At 67.6% G+C, this 20874-nt stretch carries 11 protein-coding genes and 1 pseudogene; 8 read left to right on the plus strand and 4 right to left on the minus strand.

What is annotated here, in order from left to right; translation table 11 throughout:
* The first annotated feature begins 19 nt into the window (after nucleotides 1-19).
* Genes recC through recD form a run of 3 tightly spaced genes read left to right on the plus strand, consistent with a single transcriptional unit; the run spans nucleotide 20 to nucleotide 8810 of the window.
* On the plus strand, nucleotides 20-3409 hold the full coding sequence (gene recC / locus ACTOWJ_RS13440; protein WP_441335139.1) for an exodeoxyribonuclease V subunit gamma: 3390 nt from the start codon (nucleotides 20-22) through the stop codon (nucleotides 3407-3409).
* Entirely contained in the window at nucleotides 3406-6969 is a 3564-nt protein-coding gene (recB, locus tag ACTOWJ_RS13445) for an exodeoxyribonuclease V subunit beta (protein WP_441335140.1), read from the plus strand. The genes recC and recB overlap by 4 nt, the downstream gene beginning before the upstream one ends.
* A complete protein-coding gene (gene recD / locus ACTOWJ_RS13450; RefSeq protein WP_441335141.1) occupies nucleotides 6966-8810 on the plus strand; it encodes an exodeoxyribonuclease V subunit alpha in 1845 nt (614 codons plus the stop codon). Before recB ends, recD begins: the two co-directional genes overlap by 4 nt.
* A 215-nt stretch (nucleotides 8811-9025) precedes the next feature.
* Here the strand turns inward: recD and ACTOWJ_RS13455 are convergent, their stop codons facing one another.
* The 4 genes and pseudogenes from ACTOWJ_RS13455 to ACTOWJ_RS13470 all read right to left on the minus strand — a co-directional run.
* Nucleotides 9026-9532: an OmpA family protein gene (locus tag ACTOWJ_RS13455; RefSeq protein WP_441335142.1), complete on the minus strand. Its 507-nt coding sequence runs from the start codon at nucleotides 9530-9532 to the stop codon at nucleotides 9026-9028.
* An 82-nt stretch (nucleotides 9533-9614) separates the two neighbouring features.
* Complete coding sequence (locus ACTOWJ_RS13460; RefSeq protein WP_441335143.1) at nucleotides 9615-10115, minus strand: OmpA family protein; 501 nt, start codon at nucleotides 10113-10115, stop codon at nucleotides 9615-9617.
* The gene (locus ACTOWJ_RS13465; RefSeq protein WP_441335144.1) at nucleotides 10112-11059 is read right to left on the minus strand and encodes an RHS repeat-associated core domain-containing protein; all 948 of its coding nucleotides are present in this window, start codon (nucleotides 11057-11059) and stop codon (nucleotides 10112-10114) included. The genes ACTOWJ_RS13460 and ACTOWJ_RS13465 overlap by 4 nt, the downstream gene beginning before the upstream one ends.
* A gap of 478 nt (nucleotides 11060-11537) precedes the next feature.
* Nucleotides 11538-12497, minus strand: a pseudogene (locus tag ACTOWJ_RS13470) (LysR substrate-binding domain-containing protein); the annotation flags it as partial.
* 633 nt (nucleotides 12498-13130) lie between these two features.
* On the opposite strand from ACTOWJ_RS13470, the gene ACTOWJ_RS13475 reads away from it, so the two are divergent.
* The 5 genes from ACTOWJ_RS13475 to ACTOWJ_RS13495 all read left to right on the plus strand — a co-directional run bounded on the left by ACTOWJ_RS13475 (nucleotide 13131) and on the right by ACTOWJ_RS13495 (nucleotide 20420).
* Nucleotides 13131-13370, plus strand: coding sequence for a DUF2798 domain-containing protein (locus tag ACTOWJ_RS13475; RefSeq protein ID WP_441335441.1), 240 nt, complete (start codon nucleotides 13131-13133; stop codon nucleotides 13368-13370).
* Complete coding sequence (locus tag ACTOWJ_RS13480; RefSeq protein ID WP_441335145.1) at nucleotides 13367-14356, plus strand: SDR family NAD(P)-dependent oxidoreductase; 990 nt, start codon at nucleotides 13367-13369, stop codon at nucleotides 14354-14356. The genes ACTOWJ_RS13475 and ACTOWJ_RS13480 overlap by 4 nt, the downstream gene beginning before the upstream one ends.
* Nucleotides 14353-15570: an efflux RND transporter periplasmic adaptor subunit gene (locus ACTOWJ_RS13485; protein WP_441335146.1), complete on the plus strand. Its 1218-nt coding sequence runs from the start codon at nucleotides 14353-14355 to the stop codon at nucleotides 15568-15570. The genes ACTOWJ_RS13480 and ACTOWJ_RS13485 overlap by 4 nt, the downstream gene beginning before the upstream one ends.
* Nucleotides 15571-15805: 235 nt before the next feature.
* The gene (locus ACTOWJ_RS13490) at nucleotides 15806-18976 is read left to right on the plus strand and encodes an efflux RND transporter permease subunit (protein WP_441335147.1); all 3171 of its coding nucleotides are present in this window, start codon (nucleotides 15806-15808) and stop codon (nucleotides 18974-18976) included.
* Nucleotides 18969-20420: an efflux transporter outer membrane subunit gene (locus ACTOWJ_RS13495; RefSeq protein ID WP_441335148.1), complete on the plus strand. Its 1452-nt coding sequence runs from the start codon at nucleotides 18969-18971 to the stop codon at nucleotides 20418-20420. Before ACTOWJ_RS13490 ends, ACTOWJ_RS13495 begins: the two co-directional genes overlap by 8 nt.
* Nucleotides 20421-20874 lie beyond the last annotated feature (454 nt).

The raw sequence follows: 20874 nt of genomic DNA on the forward strand, positions 1-20874 counted from the left end.
CATGCGGCAAGATGTCCGAATGCCCGCGCACCCCGATTTCCGTCTCTATCACTCCAATGCGCTGGACGTGCTGGCCGGACTGTTGGCGCAGGAACTGCGCACGCCCGCGCCCGGGCAGGCCTTGCTGGCGCCGGACACGATATTGATTCCGCAGGTGGCGATGCGGCGCTGGTTGCAGGCCACCTTGGCGCAGGCGCACGGCATCGCCGCCAATCTGGAGTTCCTGACCCCGGGCGAATTCGTGCAGCGCGCGCTCGAGGCCAACGAAGCCGACGGCGCGGCTGCGCGCGAGGACGATCTGGACGCGGCCGCGCTGCGCTGGCGCGTCTACGCCAACTTGTCCCAGCCCTCGCAGTTGCGCGAGCCGGCGTTGGCGCCGTTGCGCGCGTACCTGGACGGCGACGACCCGATCAAGGCCTGGTCGCTGTCGGGCGAGCTGGCCTCGTTGTTCGAGAAATACCAGGCCTGGCGCCGCGACTGGCTGCTGGCCTGGGACGCCGGCCGCGAGCGCAACGACGCCCAGGCCGCGTTGTGGCGCCGCGTCGCCGCCGGACGCCGCTACCGCGCGCGCCGCATCGACGATTACCTGGCGCGCTTCGGCGGCGCTCATGCAGGCGAGCCGGCGATTCCGCGCGGCCTGCCGCCGCGTTTGTTCGCCTTCGCCACGCTCAACATCTCGCCAGACGTGCTGCGGGTGATCGCGACCCAGGCCTTGGCCGGCAGCCTGCATTTCTATCTGCCCACGCCCACGCGCAAGTACTGGGGCGATCTGGGCAGCCTGGCCGAACGCCTGCGCCAGGGCGAAGCAGCCGCGTTCGGCGAGGATGAGAACCCGCTGCTGCAGGCCTGGGGCGCGGCCGGCCGTGACTTTATGGCGGTGCTGGGCGGCTACGAAGTGGTGCATCCCTCCGGCGAGATCGCTGCCTACGCCGACCCGGAAGACAGCCGCCACGACGATCCGGCGCGCGACAGCCTGCTGCAACGCCTGCAGCGCGATCTGTTGCACCGGCGCGCGCTGCCGGCCGCGCCGTGGCGCGACTCGCTCGATCGCCAAGATGCCAGCGTGCAAGTCCACGCCTGTCACACCCGCCTGCGCGAAGTGCAGGTGCTGCACGACCAGTTGCAGGCGCTGCTCGACCGCGATTCGCCCGAAGGCCGGCGTTTCGATCCGCCGCTGCAGCCGCGCGAGATCGCCGTGCTGGCGCCCGACATCGATCCTTACGCGCCGCACATCGCCGCGGTGTTCGGCGGACTCGCCGGCCGCCCGGGTTTCATCCCGTATGCGCTGGCCGACGTCAGCCCGCTCGCGGCCGAGCCGCTGGCCGAAGTGTTCCTGCGCCTGCTCGCCCTGCCGGTGTCGCGCTTCGGCCTGAGCGAGATTCTCGATCTGCTGGCGACGCCGGCGATCGCCGATCAGGCCGGCCTGGACAGCGCCGGCCTCGATCGCCTGCGCACCTGGCTCGGCGATGCGGGCGCGCGTTGGGGCATCGATGCGGCCCATCGCAGCCGTCACGACGCGCCCGGCGACGACGCCTACACCTGGGCGTTCGCGCTGGACCGGTTGCTGATCGGCCACGCCTGCGGCGATGAAGATACGGGCGATCGGTTGGTCGCCGGCATCGCGCCGTACGCCGAACTCGAAGGCGCGTCGCTGGATGCGCTGGACGCGTTGATCCGGCTGCTGCGCGTGCTCGCCCGCTTCGAACGCGGCCTGGCGGCGGACTTGAGCCCGACGCAATGGGCCGACCGCCTGCTCGGCCTGCTGCGCGCGCTGTTGCCCGAGCGCGCGCGCGATAGCGCCGATCAACGCACCTTGGAGCGGCTGCGCACGCTGATCGAAAGCTTCGCCGCCGACTCCCTGCGCGCCGGCTTCGACGGCACGGTGCCGCCGGAAGTGGTGCGCGCGCATTTCCGCGCCGCGTTGGCCGAGGCCGACACCCGCGCGCCGCTGCTCACCGGCGGGGTCAGCTTCGGCCGCATGGTGCCGATGCGCCTGATTCCGTTCCGGGTGATTTGCCTGCTCGGCATGAACGACGGCGACTATCCGCGACGCGATCCGGCCGGCGGCCTCAACCGCCTGGCCGCCGAACTGGGCACCGCCGCGCGCCGTCACGGCGACCGCTCCTTGCGCGACGACGACCGTTTCTTGTTCCTGCAATTGTTCGCCGCCGCGTCGGACACCTTCTATCTGAGCTACCTCGGCGCCGATCCGCGCGACGGCAGCCAGCGGGAACCGTCGACCCTGGTGTCCGAATTGCTCGACGTGATCGCGCGCTACCACGCCGACCCGGCGCGGGTGCGCGCGCAGTTCACCGTGCGCGAGCCGCTGCAGCCGTTCGCGCCGGCCGCGTTCGGCGCCGGCGCCGATGCGCGCGGCGACGCCGAACCGCGCCGTTTCAGTTATCGCAGCGAGTGGCGGCCGGCGGTGGACGCCGGCGCGCGCGCGCAGCGCGGCGAACTGGGGCCGTGGCTCAGCGATCCGTTGCCGCCCGACGGCGAAGCGGCGGGCGAGGGCACGATCAACTACCAGGACCTGCGCAGCTTCCTGCGCGATCCGCCCAGCGCCTTCCTGCGCCAGCGCCTGGGCCTGAAGCTGCCGGAAGAAATCGACGCGGCCGACGATGTCGAACCGCTGGTGCTGCCGGGGCCGGGATTGTTCCGGCAGCAACTGCAGCGCGCGGTGTTCGAGGACGTGCTGGCCGGCGACGGCGCGATCGATCGCGAGCGCCTGCAGGCCTCGCTGCGCGCGCGCGCGTTGTTGCCGAGCGGGCCGCTGGGACGGCGCCAGCTCGATGCCTTGCTCGCCCAGGTGCGGCCGTACGCCGATGCGTTCGCGCGCTGGCGTGGCGGACCGCCGCAGGCGCTGCCGTTCGAACTCGATCTGGGCGATGCGCGCCTGCTCGGCCGGCTCGACGACGTCTATCCCGGCGGCTTGGCGCGGCTGCGCTTCGACACCTTGCACGGGCCCTCGCAGATCGCCCATGGCCTGGACTGGCTGGTGTTGTCCGCGCTCGGCGATCCGCGCCCGCTGGCGCAGTTCGCCCAGGCCACCGACGGCCCTGGTCCGCATCTGCGCCCGGCGTTGAGCCCGGACGCGGCCAAGAGCGCACTGCGCGCCTTGCTGCGTTTGCGCGATTACGGCCTGCGCATTCCGCTGCCGTTCCTGCCGCGCGCCGGCTGGCTGTGGTACGAAGCCGCCGCGCAGAACAAGGACGGCTGGTACAAAGCCGAAGCGCAATGGCACGGCAGCGCGCGCAGTTGGGGCGAGGCCAGCCCGCCCGGCGTGCGGTTGGCGCTGCGCGGACGCGATCCGTTCGCCGATGCCGAACTGGGCGAGGAATTCCGCGAGATCGCCAAGCGCGTGTTCGACGCCGTGGTCCACGGCCGCGATGCGGACGAGGGCGCATGAACGCCGTCCGCGATCCCTTCCTCGACCTGCCGCTGGACGGCCTGCGCCTGATCGAGGCCAGCGCCGGCACCGGCAAGACCTACACGCTGGCGACGCTGGTCGCGCGGCTGGTGATCGAGCGCGGTCTGCAGGTCGGCGAGATTCTCGCCGTGACCTTCACCGACGCGGCCACCCAGGAACTGCGCGAGCGCCTGCGCCGGCGTCTGTTGTTGGCCGCGCGCATCGCCGCGGACGATCCGGCGCTGCCGGCGCTGCCGGCGCACGGCGACGACGCCGAACGCGCGATCACCCGCGCGCTGGTCATCGCCCAGGCGCAAACCGAAGGCGCCGCGGCCTTGCGCGTGCGTCTGCAACGCGCCGCGCGCGAGATCGACCTGGCCGCGGTGGTCACCATCCACGGCTTCTGCGCGCGGGTGCTGGCCGAGCATGCGCTGGAAACCGGGCAGCCGTTCGCCGCGCCGGAGATGATCGGCAGCGAGCGCGAACTGCTCGACGAGATCGCGGTCGATCTGTGGCGCGCATTCGGTAGCGAGACCGGCGACGCCGAACTGCTGTCGTTGCAATGGCCGGGCGGACCGGCCGCGTTGGCCTCCGATCTGGGCGCGCTGTTGCGCACGCCGCGGCTGCTGCCGCCGGCGCCGCCGCGTTCGGACGATCCGTTGCCGGCGTTGATCGAGGCCGGCGCCGCCCTGCGCGCCGGGTTTCGCGAACACGGCGAGGAGGCGTTCGCGCGTCTGGACGCGGCGATCGCCGCCAAGGTGCTCAACGGCAACAGTTACCGCGCCAACCTGCCCGGCGAGTTGTGGACGGCCTTGAATCAGTGGTGCCTCAACGACGACCTGGCCCAGGCGCCCGACCCGCGGCTGGAAAAACTCACGCCGGGCGCGCTGGCCTCCAAGACCAACAAAGGCAAGGAGGCGGCGACGCCGGTGTCGCCGTTGTTCGAGGCGGTGGCCGCGTATCTGCAGCGCGCGCAGCAACGCGCGCAATGGCTGGCCGGCCAGACGGTCGCCCTGGTCCACCGCGTCCGCGACGCCGCGCGCGAACGCCTGAGCGAACTCAAACGCACCCGCCGGGTGCAAAGCTTCGACGATCTGATCGCCGAACTCGCCCAGGCCTTGCAGGGCGAGCACGGCGAAACGCTGGCGCAGCGTCTGCGCGAGCAGTATGCGGTGGCGCTGGTCGACGAGTTCCAGGACACCGATCCGCGCCAATGGATGATCTTCCAGCGCGTGTTCGGCGCGCGCGCCCTGTTTCTGATCGGCGATCCCAAGCAGGCCATCTACGGTTTCCGCGGCGGCGATGTGCACACCTATCTGTCGGCCGCCGCGCAGGCCGAGCCGGCGCCGCCGCTGGAGCACAATTTCCGTTCGCGTCCGGCGGTGCTGCGCGCGATTTCGGCCTTGTACGCGCAGGCCGGCCAGGCCGCCTTCGTCGATCCGCGCATCGGCTTCCGCGAAGTGCAGGCCGGCGGCGCGGTCGCCGACGCGGACTTGCAGCGCGGTGGCGCGCCGGCGCCGGCGTTGACCGTGCGTGCGCTGCCCGAGCCCGACGGCGGCGGCTCATGGAAGTCGCCCGAATCGCGCGAGCTGGCCGCGCGCGCCTGCGTCGCAGCGATCCACGGCTGGCTGCGCGACGCCGGCGAAGGCCGCGCGTCGATCCAGGGCCGCGCGTTGCAACCGGCCGACATCGCCGTGCTGGTGCGCAGCCACGACGAGGCCTCGCGTATCCAGCAGTCGCTGATCGCCGCCGGCATTCCCGCGGTCGCCGCCGGCCGGCGCAGCCTGTTCGCGACCGAACAGGCGATGGAGATCCTGGCCTTGTTCGATGCGTTGCTGCATCCCGGCGATGGCGGCCGCCTGCGCGCGGCGCTGGCGACGGTGTTGATCGGCCTGGACGGCACGGCGATCGCGCGCTTGAGCGAAGACGAAAACCTGCAGCGCGATTGGCAGCTGCGTGCGCTGGCCTGGCGCGAGCGTTGGCAGCGGCACGGGCCGTTGGCGTTGATCGCCGATCTGTGCGCCGAACAGGCACCGCGTCTGTTGGGCTTGAACGACGGCGAGCGCCGCCTGACCAATCTGATGCAACTTGGCGAAACCTTGCAGGAGGCCGATGCCCGTTCGCTCGGCCTGCACGGTTTGCGCGATTGGCTGCGGTTGCGCATCGCCGAGGCCGACGACGGCGACGAGAAGCAACAGCTGCGTCTGGAGTCCGACGCGCACCGGGTGCAGATCCTGACCCTGCACAAGAGCAAGGGCCTGGAGTTCGGGCTGGTGTTCATGCCGTTCGTGGCGATCGGCCGCGAACCGCGCGGCGGGCGTTGGTGCGAATACCCCGATCCGCGTTACGGCCGGGTGTTGCAATTGCAGACCGAAGCGACCGGTACCGACGCGGAGGTTCCCGACTGGAGCGTCGCGCGCGAACGTGCCGCGCTGGAAGCGCGCGCCGAGGATGCGCGGTTGCTGTACGTGGGCCTGACCCGCGCGCGGCATGCGTTGTGGATCGCAAGCGGTCCACTGTATCTGGCCGCGCTGTCGCCGTTGTCGCCGATGCTGAGCGATCTGGATGCCCTGGCTGGCGCGCATCCGGGCGAGATCCTCGTCGACGCCGCGCCGCCGGAACCGCCGCCCGCGCCGCTGCCGGCGCCCGCCACCGGCGTGGTGCCGCCCGCGCGCGAGGCGCGCCGTGCGGTACCGCGCGATTGGTGGGTGTACAGCTTCACCCAACTGACCAATGAAGACGACGGCATGGCCGCGGCCGTGCTGGACGAGCGCGGCGCCGAGGACGAACCGGAGACCGCGGTGGTGCCGGCGACGCCGTTCGACGCGCGCTACTCCGGCAGCCGCTTCGGCAACGTGGTGCACAACGCGCTGGAGCGGGTGGATTTCGTCCAGTGGCGCGATTGGCAACCCGAACAGCCCGCGCCCGAAGCCGCGATGGAGGTGTTGGCCGCGGCGATGCGCGCGGAGGGCTACACCGAGTCCGACATCGACGAGGGCCTGCCGCTGCTGACGTCGCTGGTGGGCATGACCCTCACCGCGGCGCTGCCCGAAGGCGCGCGCCTGTGCGAGGTGCCCGAGCGCGACCGCCGCAACGAAATGGAATTCCACTTCGCCCTGGAACAGGTGCCGGTCGACGCGTTGCTGGCGACCCTGCACGCGCACGGCTGGTTGCGCGAGCGCCGCGCTTTCGGCCTGCGCCGGCGGCTGGAAGGCTTGATGACCGGCAAGATCGACCTGATCTACGCCTTCGACGGGCGCTATTACGTGCTCGACTACAAGACCAATCGCCTGCCCGAATACACCGCCGCGCAGGTCGAGCGGGCGATGAGCGAAAGCGAGTACACCCTGCAATCGTTGATCTACACCATCGCCTTGCACCGTTGGCTGCGCTTCCGCCTGGGCGAGGACTACGACTACGCGCGCGATTTCGGCGGCGTGCGCTATCTGTTCTGCCGCGGGCTCGACCGCGAAGACGCGACGGCGGGCGTGCACGCGGACAAGCCGTCGCGCGAACTGGTCGATGCGGTCGACGCGCTGTTCGCCGGGATGGCGCCATGAGCCTGCTCGATACGCTGTATCGCGAAGGCGCGCTGCGCACGGTCGACCATGCGTTGGCCCAGGCCCTGCGACGGCTCGACCGCGACACGCCCGATGCGGTGCTCGCCGCCGCGGCGCTGGCCTCGCAGGCGATCGCGCGCGGCCACGCCGCGTTCGACCCGCGGCGCCCGCAACTGCTCAGCGAGGCCGCGATCGAATGGCCCGAGGGCGAACAATGGCTGGAGGCGCTGGCCGCTTCGCGCTGGGTCGCCACGCCGCAGGCCGAGCAGGCCGCCGATGCCGGCGCGCCGTTGGTGCTCGAACGCGGCCTGTTGTATCTGCGCCGTTATCGCGAGTACGAACGCCGTTTGGCCCAAGGCCTGCGCCGGATCGCCGCGTTCGAGCCGCCGCCGGCCGATCTGAACACGCTGGCGCCGATGTTCGCCGCCCTGTTTCCGCAGGCGCGCGACGACGACCGCCAGGCGCGCGCCGCGGCATTGACGTTGTTGCAATCGCTCTTGCTCGCCACCGGCGGGCCGGGCACCGGCAAGACCACGACCATCGCGCGCCTGTTGGTGTTGCTGATCGCGCAGGCGCGCCTGGACGGCGTGGCGCCGCCGCGCATCGCGCTGGCCGCGCCGACTGGACGCGCGGCCGAACGCATGGCCGAGAGCCTGCGCTCGGCGAGCGAGCGTCTGCGTGGACTCGACGGCATCGAAGACGCTTGGTGCGACGCCTTGCCGCAACACGCCAGCACCTTGCATCGCCTGCTCGGCAGCGTGCCCGACAGCCCGCGTTTCCGTCACGACGCGCGCCATCGGCTGGCGTTCGACGTGGTCGTGGTCGATGAGGCCTCGATGGTCGATCTGCCGCTGATGTGCAAGCTGGTCGAGGCCGTACCGCAAGGCGCGCGGCTGATCCTGCTCGGTGATCGCGATCAGCTGCCGTCGGTGGAGGCCGGCGACGTGCTCGCTGCGATCGTCGACGCGGCCGGCGACGACGACGGCGTGCCGGCGCCGCTGGCCTCGCGCCTGCAGCCGCTGCTCGGCGATCTGCCCTCGCGCGCCGAGCCGGCGCCGTTGAGCCCGTACCGCGTGCATCTGCGTCGCGGTTATCGCCAGGCCGACAGCCTCGACTTGGCGCCGCTGGCCGAAGCCACCCGCACTGGCGACGCCGACGCCGTGCTCGCCTTGCTGCGCGGCGGCGCCTTGGCCGGCGTGCATTTCCACGAAGACGTGTACGACCCGCTGATCGGCGCCGGGCGCGAGCAATTATTGCCGGCGTGGCGCGCGATCGGCGACGCCGCCGATCCCGCGCAAGCCTTGCAACGCGCGGCCAAATTGCGTCTGCTGACCGCGCTGCGCGACGGCGGCCAGGGCGCGGCGCCGTTGAATGCGCGCATCGAGGAAGCCTTGGCCGGCCTGCATCGCTCGGCTTACTTCCACGGACGCTTGTTGTTGATCACCGAGAACAGCTACCGCCACGGACTGTTCAACGGCGATATCGGCGTATGCCTGCGGCCGCGCGACGACGACGGCCGCGACACGCCCGGCGCAGCGACGGTGGCCTGGTTCGCCGGCGGCAGCGACGGCGTGCGCGGTTTCCACCCCTCCGCCTTGCCCGCGCACAGCGGCGCATTCGCGATGACCGTGCACAAATCGCAAGGCTCGGAATTCGACAGCGTCTGGCTGCAACTGCCGCGCCAGGATGCGCGCCACCTCTCGCGCGAGCTGCTCTACACCGGCATCACCCGGGCCAAACGCGAACTGCATCTGGCCGGCGGCGAAGCGGTGTTGCGGCTGGCCTTGTCGCGGCATGCGGCGCGGGTCTCGGGCTTGTCGTGGCGGTTGGCGGAGGGCTGAGCGTTCGCCGGGAGGATCTGTGAATCTTGCCGGTGCTTCTTTTGCGGGTTCGCGCATGAAGCGGTGGCGATGCGAAGCGCGTCCAGGAAGTCTCTGTAGGGCACGCTAATGCCGCCGTAGTCTTATGCGAGGGAACCATCGGCAATTCCTCCGTGTCGTTGCCAGAACCAGATCCGACTGAGTGGTTTGTACAGCCAACTATCGTGGTCTTCGATTCATCGCCAAGATTGCCTCTCGGCATCGCTGATGAATATCCGTATCTCGACACGACGCGAAATACGACGCTCGCCTTCCGTGTATGCGGCTCCGGGACCCATATATGGTCCTTGGCTCTTCGGTATGAGGCTCGACTTGGGTACGCCGTGTTTGATTAACCAATCGACGACCGCGGTGGCTCGACGCTGAGAAAGCCTGTCGCATTCAACGGCTGCGCATTCCACGTCGTCGGTCGATCCGATCACATTGAACTGTTTATTGCTTATGCGTTTTATCAGCTTTGCGTTTTCTCGCATCTGCTGAAGAGCAATGTTGGGTTCCAATAGAGACTGGAACAAATCATCGCCGATGCCTGGGCGGCCGCTTTTGAACTGCACAGTCTGCAATTCGGGGCTCTCCATGTGGAGGATCTGCGAGCCCTTCCATTGCGACGTTTGCGAATTGGCGCATGAGACGGCGATGAGACACAGTCCGACCCGAAAAGCGATAGTCAAATGTTCGCGCATGCCTAGTCGCATCATGTGGCGGTAACCGGATGCGTGCTCGATCGCACAGGCCGCTAAGAAAGCAAAACCAGCATAATGCGGATCACTTTTCCTGGTCCCCCTCGGTCACCACTATCTGTATGTCGGCGCGACGTGATATGCGGCGATTCCTTTCGGTATGCGGACCTGCGAGGCCCATGTAAGGGCCGCGTGCTTCCGGTATCAACATCGAAGCGGGAAGACCTTGTCGAATCAGCCAGTCTATCAATGCTGATGCCCGGCGTTGAGAAAGCTGGATGCACTCGTCGCCGGCACATTCTCTATCGTCTGTCGACCCGATGATCTTGAATTTTTCCGAGGGCAGGCGTTTGAGCAATCCCAGGTTGTCTCGCATCAACTGAAGAGTGATCTCCGGGTGTTGCACGGATTGGTCGAGATCTTCACCGATCCTGGGGCGGCCGCTTTCAAACTGCGCAGCTTTCAGTTCGGGACCTTCCAGATGAAGGATATCCGACCGGGGCGTACGTTCCACGGCTGTGTTCACGCATGAAGTCGTGACAAGGGAGAGGCCGATCAGGAAAAACGCAAGCAGTGTCTTGCTCATGGCGATTCGCATCCTCCGGCCGCGCAACTCGTGCCGACCGAAAATCTGGCCTGTGCTTTAAGCACGTTTTCGTCGATGCCCCCGTTACGGGGATCCCACGCGTTGTTTGACTGATCTAACCAGCCACTGGCTTTCTGATAGATAGCGGCCGCTCGATAACCTTCGACTTCTCGATTCATACGTGTTATCGATTCTTTATTGGCAAAGCGCAACGCATGATCGGCTTCGTGCGTAATATTCCTGGCCAGAGCATTTTCTGTATTTTCCTGGCCGCTGGCCCCGTTTCCTTGCCAGGCCTCTCGTTTCGCTTTGTTCTCGTCGAGCACAAGATCGCCTCTGACATCAACGTATCCAGATGCCCCCGCTGGGGCGGGACCGAATTTGATCACCACTTTATTGTCGGGTGCGTTGTAATCGCCAATGTAATTTCGAGCTCCGTTGAGCTGTGTTCGCTCTTGCGGCGATAGGTTGTTGTTCTTTAATGCCGTATCTATGCGTCGCGCCGCAGCTTGCGCCACGGCGCACCGGGCGCGCGAGCCTTCGCAAAACCATCTTCCATCCGGATCGGTGAATCGGTACGGATTGCCCGAGGCGTACCAGTATCGGTTGAAACCTGCCTTGTTGCCGGAATAGGCAGTGACCGGATCCACCGACAGGAATCGGCCAAGAGCCGGATCGTAGTAGCGTTGCTGCATGTGCAACAAGTCGGTGGCGGAGTCGGCGACATGCCCAGTGTATTGCGGGCCGTCGACCGCGGAACGGTTCGTCAGTCGGCCATAAGGCTCGTAGTCATTGGTCTCTATTACGCTTTGATTCGCGTCGGTGATCGCTACAACCGATCCAAGTGCATCGGTATGGACGTACTCGACGACGGTTTGTGCGCGAGCGTTCATTACGGTGGTCGCCAGTTGAGTCAGCAGCCCCAGCGCCAGAATTCCTTTCATGCGTAATCTCCGAGTTCACACCGTGGATCGCGGCGGAACGGATCCACTTGGTTCCGTCGCTGAGCGATGTCGCCTTTAGCGATGATCGCCAGATCGAGTCGCATCGCGCAAGCAGGCCGTGAAGCGGGACGGGGTGGTAGGTGCCGAACGCAATCAATCGTGGCGAAGTTCGCGTTTAGTTTTGCAACAGAAAATACAAAAAATGCATATAAGAAAGCCGCCTCTTCGCAGAGGCGGCTGGTCATAACGAATGTTCTTGGCGGGTGAGTCGGTGCGCTTAGACCAACGCCGCATCCTCATCGCTCGGCGTGTCGTCCTTGCGCGAAGGCTCTTGCTCCAGGTGCTTGCCGGCGCGCGCTGGCTTGCCCGAGCGCTTGTTGTCCACCGCCTCGGCGATCGCTTCGATCGCTTCGACCACCGGCACGGCGATCGTGCGCGGTTCGCCGGCTTCCTTGGCCAGGCTGTGCGCCAGCACCGCTTCGGCTTCCTCGGAGGCCTTGCGGAAACGCTTGGCGTCCGGGCACAGCACCTGCATGTAGTCGGCGTCGAAGTTCAGGCGTTCGACCAAGAAGTCGACGAAGGCCCGTACCTTCGGCGATTGCACCTGCCCGCGCGGAAACACAGCGTTGAATTCGTATTCCGGCCCGGTCCATCCCGCCAGCACGCGCTGCACGTAGCCTTGTTCGGCGAAAGCCTTGACGGTGACGTCGGCGGCCAGCATCAGCGCCTCGCCGCACAGCAGCGCGCCGCGCAGCGGGCCCGGGTCGTTGGCGACCATCACCGGATCGATCACGTAGTCGACCGTGCGCTCGCCGTCGCTCAACGGCCAGACGTATTCGTTGTTGCGGCGCGACTTGGGCATCGCCAGGGTGCGGTGATGGCGCAGGTCGTCGGGATGCAGCGGTTCGCCGTGGCGGGCCAGGTAGTTGGGGCTGGCGTAGATCTGGGTGCGGAAGATCGCCAGGCGGCGCTTGATCAAGTTCGAATCGGGCAGATCGCCGACGCGCAGCGCGACGTCGATGCCCTTGTCGATCATGTCGACGGTTTCGTTGCTGAGGTTCATCTCCACCCGCACTTCCGGATGGCGCGCGTGGAATTCGCCCAGCAGCGGCGCGATCCAGGTGATGCCGACCGAATACGGCGCGGTGATGCGCAGCCAGCCGCGCGGGCCGCCCTGCAATTGACCGACCGCGCTTTCGGCTTCGGCCAGCTCGCGGGCGATGCGTTGGCAGTGCTCGAAGTAGATGTTGCCGGCCTCGGTCAGGCCGAGCTTGCGGGTCGTGCGGTGCAACAGTTGCGCGCCCAGGCGGGTTTCCAATTCCTGCACCTTGCGGCTGACCGTGGTCTTGGGCAGTCGCAGGACGCGCGCGGCGGCGATGAAGCTGCCGCTTTCGACCACCTTCACGAAGATCAAGGTGTCGTTGAGATCGTGAGCCATGGGGGATGGCCTCCTGGATAGTGAATCGAGTAAGAGACGGCGCGCGCGAATGCGGTTGCAGAAGCTTGCGCTTGAACGATGTAAACGGATGTGGCGATGTGCGGCGAAGTCGTGATCGGGTCGGGCGTTGCGGATCTGGCGTTGCGGATCTGAAGCAGCGAGCGAATGCGTGCGGGTGCGTGCGGGTGCGCCGGCCAGGTGCGGACGAATCGAAGCGAATGAATCACAAGCGGTGAATCGCTCCGGCGCCGCGACCGGTGAGTCGGCGCCGTCTGATCGGTTGCATTGCCGCCGGTTCCGACCGGCCTTGCTTGCTGATGACGCTTGTCACCGGCGTCGGCTGATCTCATCCACTGCCGCCGCCCGGGCTGAAGGCCGACAGTAGCCTCGTCGTCCTGCCAGCACGGTGGAGCCCCTTCCGGGACTCCCGGACCGCCCCTGCTCCTTTGCGTAGGGGCTGCCCCCGGGCCATTCAAGGGGGCCGAAGGGACATTGGACCGTTGCCGGGACAATTATTCCCTTAATCGCGGGCTAATCAAGTGCTGTTCTCATCTCTACTCTGTGCCGCAGATCGACACGAGGTCCCCCGCCATGTTGAGCCCCCGCCAAGCCCGATTCGCTTTTCTACCTTTGATGCTGGTGGCCATGTCCGCCCTGATCGGGCTGGCTGTGGTCGTTTTCCGCCAGGGCCTCGCCCAGGGCGCCGAGGAAGCCTGGATGCTGGCCTGGGTGTTGGCGTTCACCATCGCCCTGCCCGCGGCGATGCTGCTGATGCCCGCGGTGAGCGCTTTGCTCAAGCACTACACCCGGGATGACAAGCGTCATCTGATCGTCCCGGTCGTGGGAGAAAAAGTCCCGGGAGCGGGACAATGAAAGCTCCATTGGTTGTACTCGGTGCCACCGGCGGCGTCGGCCGCGGGGTCGTGCAGGCCGCGATCGACAGCGGCCGGCCGGTCATCGCGGTCGCGCGCCAGGCAGGCGAACTCAAGGCGCTCAAGGCCGGCTACCCCCACGCCGACCTGACCACCATCGCCGGCTCCGTCGCCAACGACGCAGCCGGCGCCAAGCTTGCCCGCGCCCTGCGCAAGCTCGGTCGCCCGCTCGCGGGCGTGGTCGCCGCGGTCTGCGGCAGCGCCGAACGAGGCCGCCTGCTCGATAACCCGGCCGAGTTCCTGCGCCGCAAGCTCGACGAGGATCTGCTCCCCCACCTCGCCGCTGCGCGCCACCTGCTGCCGTTGCTGGCCGAACACGATCGCGGCGGCACCTACGTGCTGATCGGCGGTCCCGGCAGCGAGCATCCGTGGGCCGGTTACGGCCACCGCTCGATCGGCGCGGCCGCGTTGCGCATGCTCGCGCGCGTGCTGCACGACGAAGCGCGCCAACTCGCGGTGCGTGTGCAGCTGTTGGCCGTGGATACGCCGGTGTGCACCGAGTTCAACCAACGCCATTCCTGCCCCGAATGGCCCAGCGCCTTGTCCGTCGGCCAGCGGGCGATGGCCTTGATCGATCACGACATCAGCGAAGAACCGCCCCGGCCGATCGTGCCCTACGCCTCGCGCGTGGTGTCGCCGTCGGTGTTGCCGCCACGGGTTCGCGTCCCTTCGCCGCCCGCCAGCCGCGCCGATGCCGGCGCGCCCGCCAGCCACGCTCCGCTTAGCGACACCGACCCGAACCAACGGCACGCAGCGCCGTCCACTACCAGCCTCGACACCGTACCCAAGACCGCTCCGTCTCCTGCGTGTGCGCAAGATCCGGACAGCGCGTCCGACGAAAAATCGCAACGCTGCCTGCAGGACGCGCGCGCGCTGCTCAAGTCGTTGACTTCCAAGAATCCCAACCAGGAACCCACCCCCCGATGAGCACCAGTCACTTCAATGTCCGTTCCGGCCGACCCGGCCTCGGACTCTCCGTGCTCGCGCTGACCGCGAGCGTCGTCATTGCCCTGGCCGCCGTGGGCTGCGGCAGTCAAGCCGCGACCCCGGAAGGCGCGCCGCCGCCGCCGGAAGTCAGCGTCGCCCAGGTGCTGAGCAAGCAGGTCCGCCAGTGGGACGAGTTCACCGGTCGCGTCAGCGCGGTGGAGTCGGTCGAACTGCGCGCACGCGTCAGCGGCTACGTCGATCGCATCGCTTATAAGGAAGGTCAGGAGGTCAAGAAGGGCGACCTGCTGTTCGTGATCGATCAGCGTCGTTACCGCGCCGAGCTCAACCGCGCCCAAGCGCAGCTGGAACAGGCACGCGCCGAAGCGCGTCTGGCCCAGACCCAAGACAAGCGCGCACAAACCCTGGTCGAAGCCAAGGCGATCTCGCGCGAAGAGTTCGAGACCCGCCGCGCCGCCAGCACCGGCGGCAACGCCGCGGTGCGCGCGGCCGAAGCCGCGGTGGCCTCGGCCCAGCTCGATCTGACCTTCACCGAAGTGCGCTCGCCGATCAACGGCCGCGCCGGCCGCGCGCTGATCACCGTCGGCAATCTCGCCTCGGCCGACCAGACCGTGCTGACCTCGGTGGTCTCGCAGAACCCGATGTACGTCTACTTCGAAAGCGACGAGCAGACCTACCTGCGCTACAACGAACTGGCCCGCAAGGGCGAGCGCGAGGACAACAAGAACCCGGTCCGCATCGGCCTGGCCAGCGAAGCCGGCTATCCGCACCGGGGTACGGTCGACTTCACCGACAACCAGGTCGATCCGCGCACCGGCACCATCCGCGCCCGCGCGGTGGTCGACAACACAGATCGCATCTTCACCCAGGGCCTGTTCGCGCGCGTCCAGCTCGAAGGCAGCGGCGACTTCAAGGCCATGCTGGTCGACGACAAGGCGGTGCTGACCGATCAGGACCGCAAGTACGTGTACGTACTGGGCCCGAAGAACGCGGCGGTGCGCAAGGACGTGGTGCTGGGCCGGGTGATCGACGGCTTGCGCGTGGTCACCTCGGGCCTGGAGCCGACCGACAAGGTCATCGTCCACGGCGTGCAGAAGGTGTTCTTCCCGGGCATGCCGGTGGCGCCGAAGACCATCGCGATGGGCGCACCGGCACCGTTGCCGGCGCCGCCGGGCGCGGCGGCCGGGGCTTTGTGATCGCGACGGCATACGTAACTTAAAGAACCTTCGAACGCCCTGGTTCGTCATCCCCGCGAAAGCGGGGATCCAGGGCCTTTCGGGCGAGAACGTTTGAAGTCGCTGGATTCCCGCGTTCGCGGGAATGACGAGTCGAAGCAAACGCGATCGTAAGGTTTCAAGCAATCAAGGCCCACGCCCCCACGGCGCGTGGCCGGGGACTCATGCGGCTCAACACCGCACCAAGGAATCCGTCATGGACTTTTCCAAATTTTTCATCGATCGGCCGATCTTCGCAGCCGTATTGTCGATCGTGATCTTCGCCGCCGGCCTGATCGCGATACCGATCCTGCCGATCAGCGAATATCCCGAAGTCATCCCGCCGTCGGTGATGGTGCGCACGGTGTACCCGGGCGCCAACCCCAAGGTCATCGCCGAGACCGTCGCCACGCCGCTTGAAGAAGCGATCAACGGCGTCGAGGACATGATGTACATCAAGTCGGTCGCCGGTTCCGACGGCGTGCTGGCGATCACCGTCACCTTCCGCCCCGGCACCGATCCGGACGATGCGGCGGTGCGCGTGCAGAACCGCGTCAGCCAGGCGCTGGCGCGACTGCCCGAGGACGTGCGGCGGCAAGGCGTGACCACGCAGAAGCAGTCGCCTGTCTTCTTGATGGTGGTGCATCTGACCTCGCCCAACGGCAAGTACGACACGCTGTACCTGCGCAACTACGCGCGTCTGCACGTCAAGGATCAGCTCGCGCGCCTGTCGGGCGTCGGCGATGCGCAGATCTTCGGCGGCGGCGACTACGCCATGCGCGTGTGGCTGGACCCGGACAAGGTCGCCTCGCGCGGTCTGACCGCCGGCGACGTGCTGCGCGCCATGCGCGAGCAGAACGTGCAGGTCTCGGCCGGTCAGCTCGGCGCCGAGCCGATGCCCAACAGCGAGTTCCTCACGCTGATCAACGCCAAGGGCCGTCTGCAGAGCCAGGAAGAGTTCGGCAACATCGTGGTCAAGAGCGGCGCCGACGGCGAAATCGTCCGTCTGTCCGACGTCGCGCGTCTGGAACTGGGTGCCGGCGACTACAGCCTGCGTTCGCAGCTCGACGGCAAGAACGCGGTCGGTATCGGTATCTTCCAGTCGCCCGGCGCCAACGCGCTGGAGATCCAGGAACAGGTGATCGCCAACATGGATCGCCTGGCCAAGAGCTTCCCGGAAGGCATCAAGTACGAGGCGGTGTACGACACGACCATCTTCGTGCGCGACTCGATCAAGGCCGTGGTCACCACCCTGCTCGAAGCGATCGCGCTGGTGGTGCTGGTGGTGATCTTGTTCCTGCAGACCTGGCGCGCCTCGATCATTCCCCTGATCGCGGTCCCGGTGTCGATCGTGGGTACCTTCGCCGCGCTGTATCTGCTCGGTTTCTCGATCAACACCCTGAGCCTGTTCGGATTGGTGCTCGCGATCGGCATCGTCGTCGACGACGCGATCGTGGTGGTGGAGAACGTCGAGCGCAACATCGAAGAAGGCCTGAGCCCGCTCGAAGCGGCGCACCAGGCGATGAAGGAAGTGTCCGGGCCGATCGTCGCGATCGCGCTGGTGCTGTGCGCGGTGTTCGTGCCGATGGCGTTCCTGTCGGGCGTGACCGGCCAGTTCTATAAGCAGTTCGCGGTGACCATCGCCATCTCCACGGTGATTTCGGCGATCAACTCATTGACCCTGTCGCCGGCGCTGGCCGCGCGTCTGCTCAAGCCGCACGGCGCGCCCAAGGATGCGCCGACGCGTCTGATCGACCGCCTGTTCGGCTGGATCTTCCGTCCGTTCAACCGCTTCTTCGCGTCCAGCTCGAAGAAGTACCAGGGCTCGATCTCGCGGATCCTCGGCAAGCGCGGCGCGGTGTTCGTGGTCTATGCCCTGCTGCTGCTGGGCACCGGCTTCATGTTCAAGCTCGTGCCGGCCGGCTTCATCCCGCTGCAGGACAAGCTGTACCTGATCGCCGCGGTGAAGTTGCCGGAAGGCTCCTCGATCGCCCGCACCGACGTGCTGTTGAAGAAGGTCACCGACGTCGCCGGCAAGATCGAAGGCGTGCAGCACACGATGGCCTTCCCGGGCTTGAACGCGGTGCAGTTCACCAACACGCCCAACACCGGCGTGGCGTTCCTGCCGCTCAAGCCGTTCAGTCAGCGCAGCCGCAGCGCGGTGGAAATCACCGCTGAGCTCAATCAGAAGATCGCCGGCTTCCAGGAAGGCTTCGCCTTCGGCCTGATGCCGCCGCCGATTCTGGGCCTTGGCAACGGCGCGGGCTACCAGATGTTCATCGAGGACCGCGGCAATCTGGGTTACGGCGCGCTGCAGAACGCGGTCAGTGCGTTCCAGGGCACGGTCATGCAGACCCCGGGCATGGGCTACGCCAACTCCACCTACCAGGCCAACGTGCCGCAGCTCGACGCCGAAGTCGACCGCGTCAAGGCCAAGGCGCAGGGCGTGCCGCTGACCGAGTTGTTCGACACCCTGCAGACCTACCTGGGTTCGGCCTACGTCAACGACTTCAATCAGTTCGGCCGCACCTGGCAGGTGATCGCCCAGGCCGACGGTTCGTTCCGCGACAGCGTCGAGGACATCGCCAACCTGCGTACCCGCAACGACCGCGGCGAGATGGTGCCGATCGGTTCGATGGTCAGCGTCAAGCAGACCTTCGGCCCCGACCCGGTGCTGCGCTACAACGGCTATCCGGCCGCCGACATCGCCGGCGACGTCGATCCGCGCGTGATGTCCTCGGCGCAGGCCATGGACGTGGTCCGGGACGTGACCGCCAAGGTGTTGCCGCACGGCATGGAAATCGAATGGACCGACCTGAGCTATCAGCAGGCCAGCCAGGGCAATGCCGCGTTGATTGTGTTCCCGCTCGCCATCCTGCTCGCGTTCCTGGTGCTGGCCGCGCTGTACGAAAGCTGGACCCTGCCGTTGGCGGTGATCCTGATCGTGCCGATGTGCATGCTGTCCGCGCTGCTCGGCGTGTGGCTGACCGGCGGCGACAACAACGTGTTCGTGCAGGTGGGCCTGGTGGTGTTGATGGGCCTGGCATGTAAGAACGCGATCTTGATCGTCGAGTTCGCCCGCGAACTGGAACTGCAGGGCAAGGGCATCGTCGAAGCCGCGCTGGAATCGTGCCGCCTGCGTCTGCGTCCGATCGTGATGACCTCCATCGCCTTCATCGCCGGCACCGTGCCGCTGGTGCTCTCGCACGGCGCCGGCGCGGAAATCCGCTCGGTCACCGGCATCACCGTGTTCGCCGGCATGTTGGGCGTGACCTTGTTCGGTCTGTTCCTGACCCCCGTGTTCTACGTCGCTCTGCGCAAGCTGGTCGGCAACAAGCTGGTCTCGCACGGCGACCACCACAACGCTTCGGAGACCGTCCATGCGTAATCTCAAACTCCCCGCGATCGCCGTGCTGACCTTGGCACTGGCCGCCTGCGCCGTCGGTCCGGACTATGTCCGGCCGACCCTGGCCACGCCGGACAAGTTCGCCCGCACCGATGCGCAGGCGGCGACCGACGGTAGCGTCGCTCCCGAGCCCGACGCCGAGTTCTGGCGCGGGTTCGACGATCCGCTGCTGACCCGCCTGATCGAGGAATCGCTGTCGGCCAACCACGATCTGCGCATCGCCCTGGCCAATTACGACCGCGCCAACGCCTTGCTGCGCGGCGCCAAGTTCGACCGTTTCCCGACCATCACCGGCAGCGCGAGCGGCAGCGACACGCGTTCGAGCTCCGATCAGATGCCCGGCGTGTCCAATGCCGGCCGCGACAACGAAAGCTACAGCGCCCAGGCCAACGTGAGCTGGGAACTGGATCTGTTCGGGCGCGTGCGTCGCAACGTCGAATCCGAACGCGCCGAAACCTGGGCCAGCGCGGCCGATCTGCAGGCCATGCAGGTCTCCATCGTCGGCGAAGTGGCGCGCAGCTACGTCGAGCTGCGCGGCCTGCAGGAACGCCTGCGGGTCGCGCGCGAGAACGCCGAGAACCAGACCGAGACCCTGCGTCTGGTGCAGGCGCGCTTCGACGCCGGCCGCGGCACCGAGTTCGACACCTCGCGCACCCGGGCCCAGCTCGAAGCGACCTTGGCGCGGGTGCCGAACCTGGAAGCCCAGGTCGCAGTCACCGAGCACCGCCTGGCGGTGCTGACCGGGCAGACGCCCGATGCGCTGGTCGCCGAGCTCAACCAGGCCAGTGCGTTGCCGTCGCTGCCCGCGCGTCTGGATGCCGGCACGCCCGGCGAACTGCTGCGCCGTCGTCCCGACGTCGCCGCCGCCGAGCACCGCCTGCACGCGGCCACCGCGCGCATCGGCGTGGCCACCGCCGATCTGTTCCCGCGCTTCACCCTCAGCGGGCTGATCGGCTCGCAGGCCATCGACACCAGCGCCTTGTTCGAACGCGCCAGCGAGACCCGACTGGTCGCGCTGGGCATCGACTGGTCGTTCCTCGACATCGGCCGCGTGCGTGCGCGCATCAAGGCCGCCGACGCCACCGCCGAAGGCGAACTGGCGCGTTACCAGCAGAGTGTGTTGTTGGCGCTGGAAGACACCGAGAACGCGTTGGTGCGTTATGCGCGCGCCCGGGTCGAGGACCAGCACCTGGAACGCGCCGCGCAGGACGGCTCCAAGGCCGCGCGACTGGCGCGCGTGCGCTACGAAGCCGGCGCCGCGGACCTGTTCGAAGTGCTCGACGCCGAACGCACCCAGCTGCAGGCGCAGGATGCCTTCGCCGACGGCCGTACCCGCAGCGTCACCGGCGCGATCGCCCTGTACAAGGCGATGGCCGGCGGTTGGCCGGGACGCGAGCCGGTGCGCGAGGGCGTGGCGGGTCGCTGAGGCTCTGGGGTGAAGCGGAATCGATAAAGCGGGGTTGGGGAACTGTGGATTCGCAGCGCGACCACCGTTCCCCCGTCGCGCTCTTGTCCCCCGCTCGCGCCCCACCCACTTTCCCTTGACCGACGATCCCCGGGCACGGCGAGGCCCCCTTCCCCTCTCTATTCGCCGTGACCCGTCGTCGGTCTTTTTATTCCCTGTCGGGATTCGCGAGCGCCGATCGCGAGAGCGTCTTCGCAATACGAATCCCGGCACCAGCGTTTTCCTCGGTCCGACGGGCCGGTCGCGGCGCCACCGCGTCGCGGCACTGGGTTCCGACCGCCAGCGGTGAGCCGGCTACGCGACCTGGTAGCGCGCAGCCGCCGCAGGCGACGCGGCCGTCTCGTCGGTTTTTTAGCGACGTCTCGCGGGTACGCCGGCGGCGTCGCCAGTTCCTGCAGCGATCGAATGCGCGCAC

This window comes from Lysobacter sp. CA199 (assembly GCF_052078715.1).
Taxonomy (GTDB): Bacteria; Pseudomonadota; Gammaproteobacteria; order Xanthomonadales; family Xanthomonadaceae; genus Lysobacter.

Coding starts and splice junctions, on each gene's coding strand:
- recC (WP_441335139.1), top strand. CDS start 20: ATGCCCGCGCACCCCGATTTCCGTCTCTATCACTCCAATGCGCTGGAC.
- recB (WP_441335140.1), top strand. CDS start 3,406: ATGAACGCCGTCCGCGATCCCTTCCTCGACCTGCCGCTGGACGGCCTG.
- recD (WP_441335141.1), top strand. CDS start 6,966: ATGAGCCTGCTCGATACGCTGTATCGCGAAGGCGCGCTGCGCACGGTC.
- ACTOWJ_RS13455 (WP_441335142.1), bottom strand. CDS start 9,532: ATGCGCGAACATTTGACTATCGCTTTTCGGGTCGGACTGTGTCTCATC.
- ACTOWJ_RS13460 (WP_441335143.1), bottom strand. CDS start 10,115: ATGAGCAAGACACTGCTTGCGTTTTTCCTGATCGGCCTCTCCCTTGTC.
- ACTOWJ_RS13465 (WP_441335144.1), bottom strand. CDS start 11,059: ATGAAAGGAATTCTGGCGCTGGGGCTGCTGACTCAACTGGCGACCACC.
- ACTOWJ_RS13475 (WP_441335441.1), top strand. CDS start 13,131: ATGCTGGTGGCCATGTCCGCCCTGATCGGGCTGGCTGTGGTCGTTTTC.
- ACTOWJ_RS13480 (WP_441335145.1), top strand. CDS start 13,367: ATGAAAGCTCCATTGGTTGTACTCGGTGCCACCGGCGGCGTCGGCCGC.
- ACTOWJ_RS13485 (WP_441335146.1), top strand. CDS start 14,353: ATGAGCACCAGTCACTTCAATGTCCGTTCCGGCCGACCCGGCCTCGGA.
- ACTOWJ_RS13490 (WP_441335147.1), top strand. CDS start 15,806: ATGGACTTTTCCAAATTTTTCATCGATCGGCCGATCTTCGCAGCCGTA.
- ACTOWJ_RS13495 (WP_441335148.1), top strand. CDS start 18,969: ATGCGTAATCTCAAACTCCCCGCGATCGCCGTGCTGACCTTGGCACTG.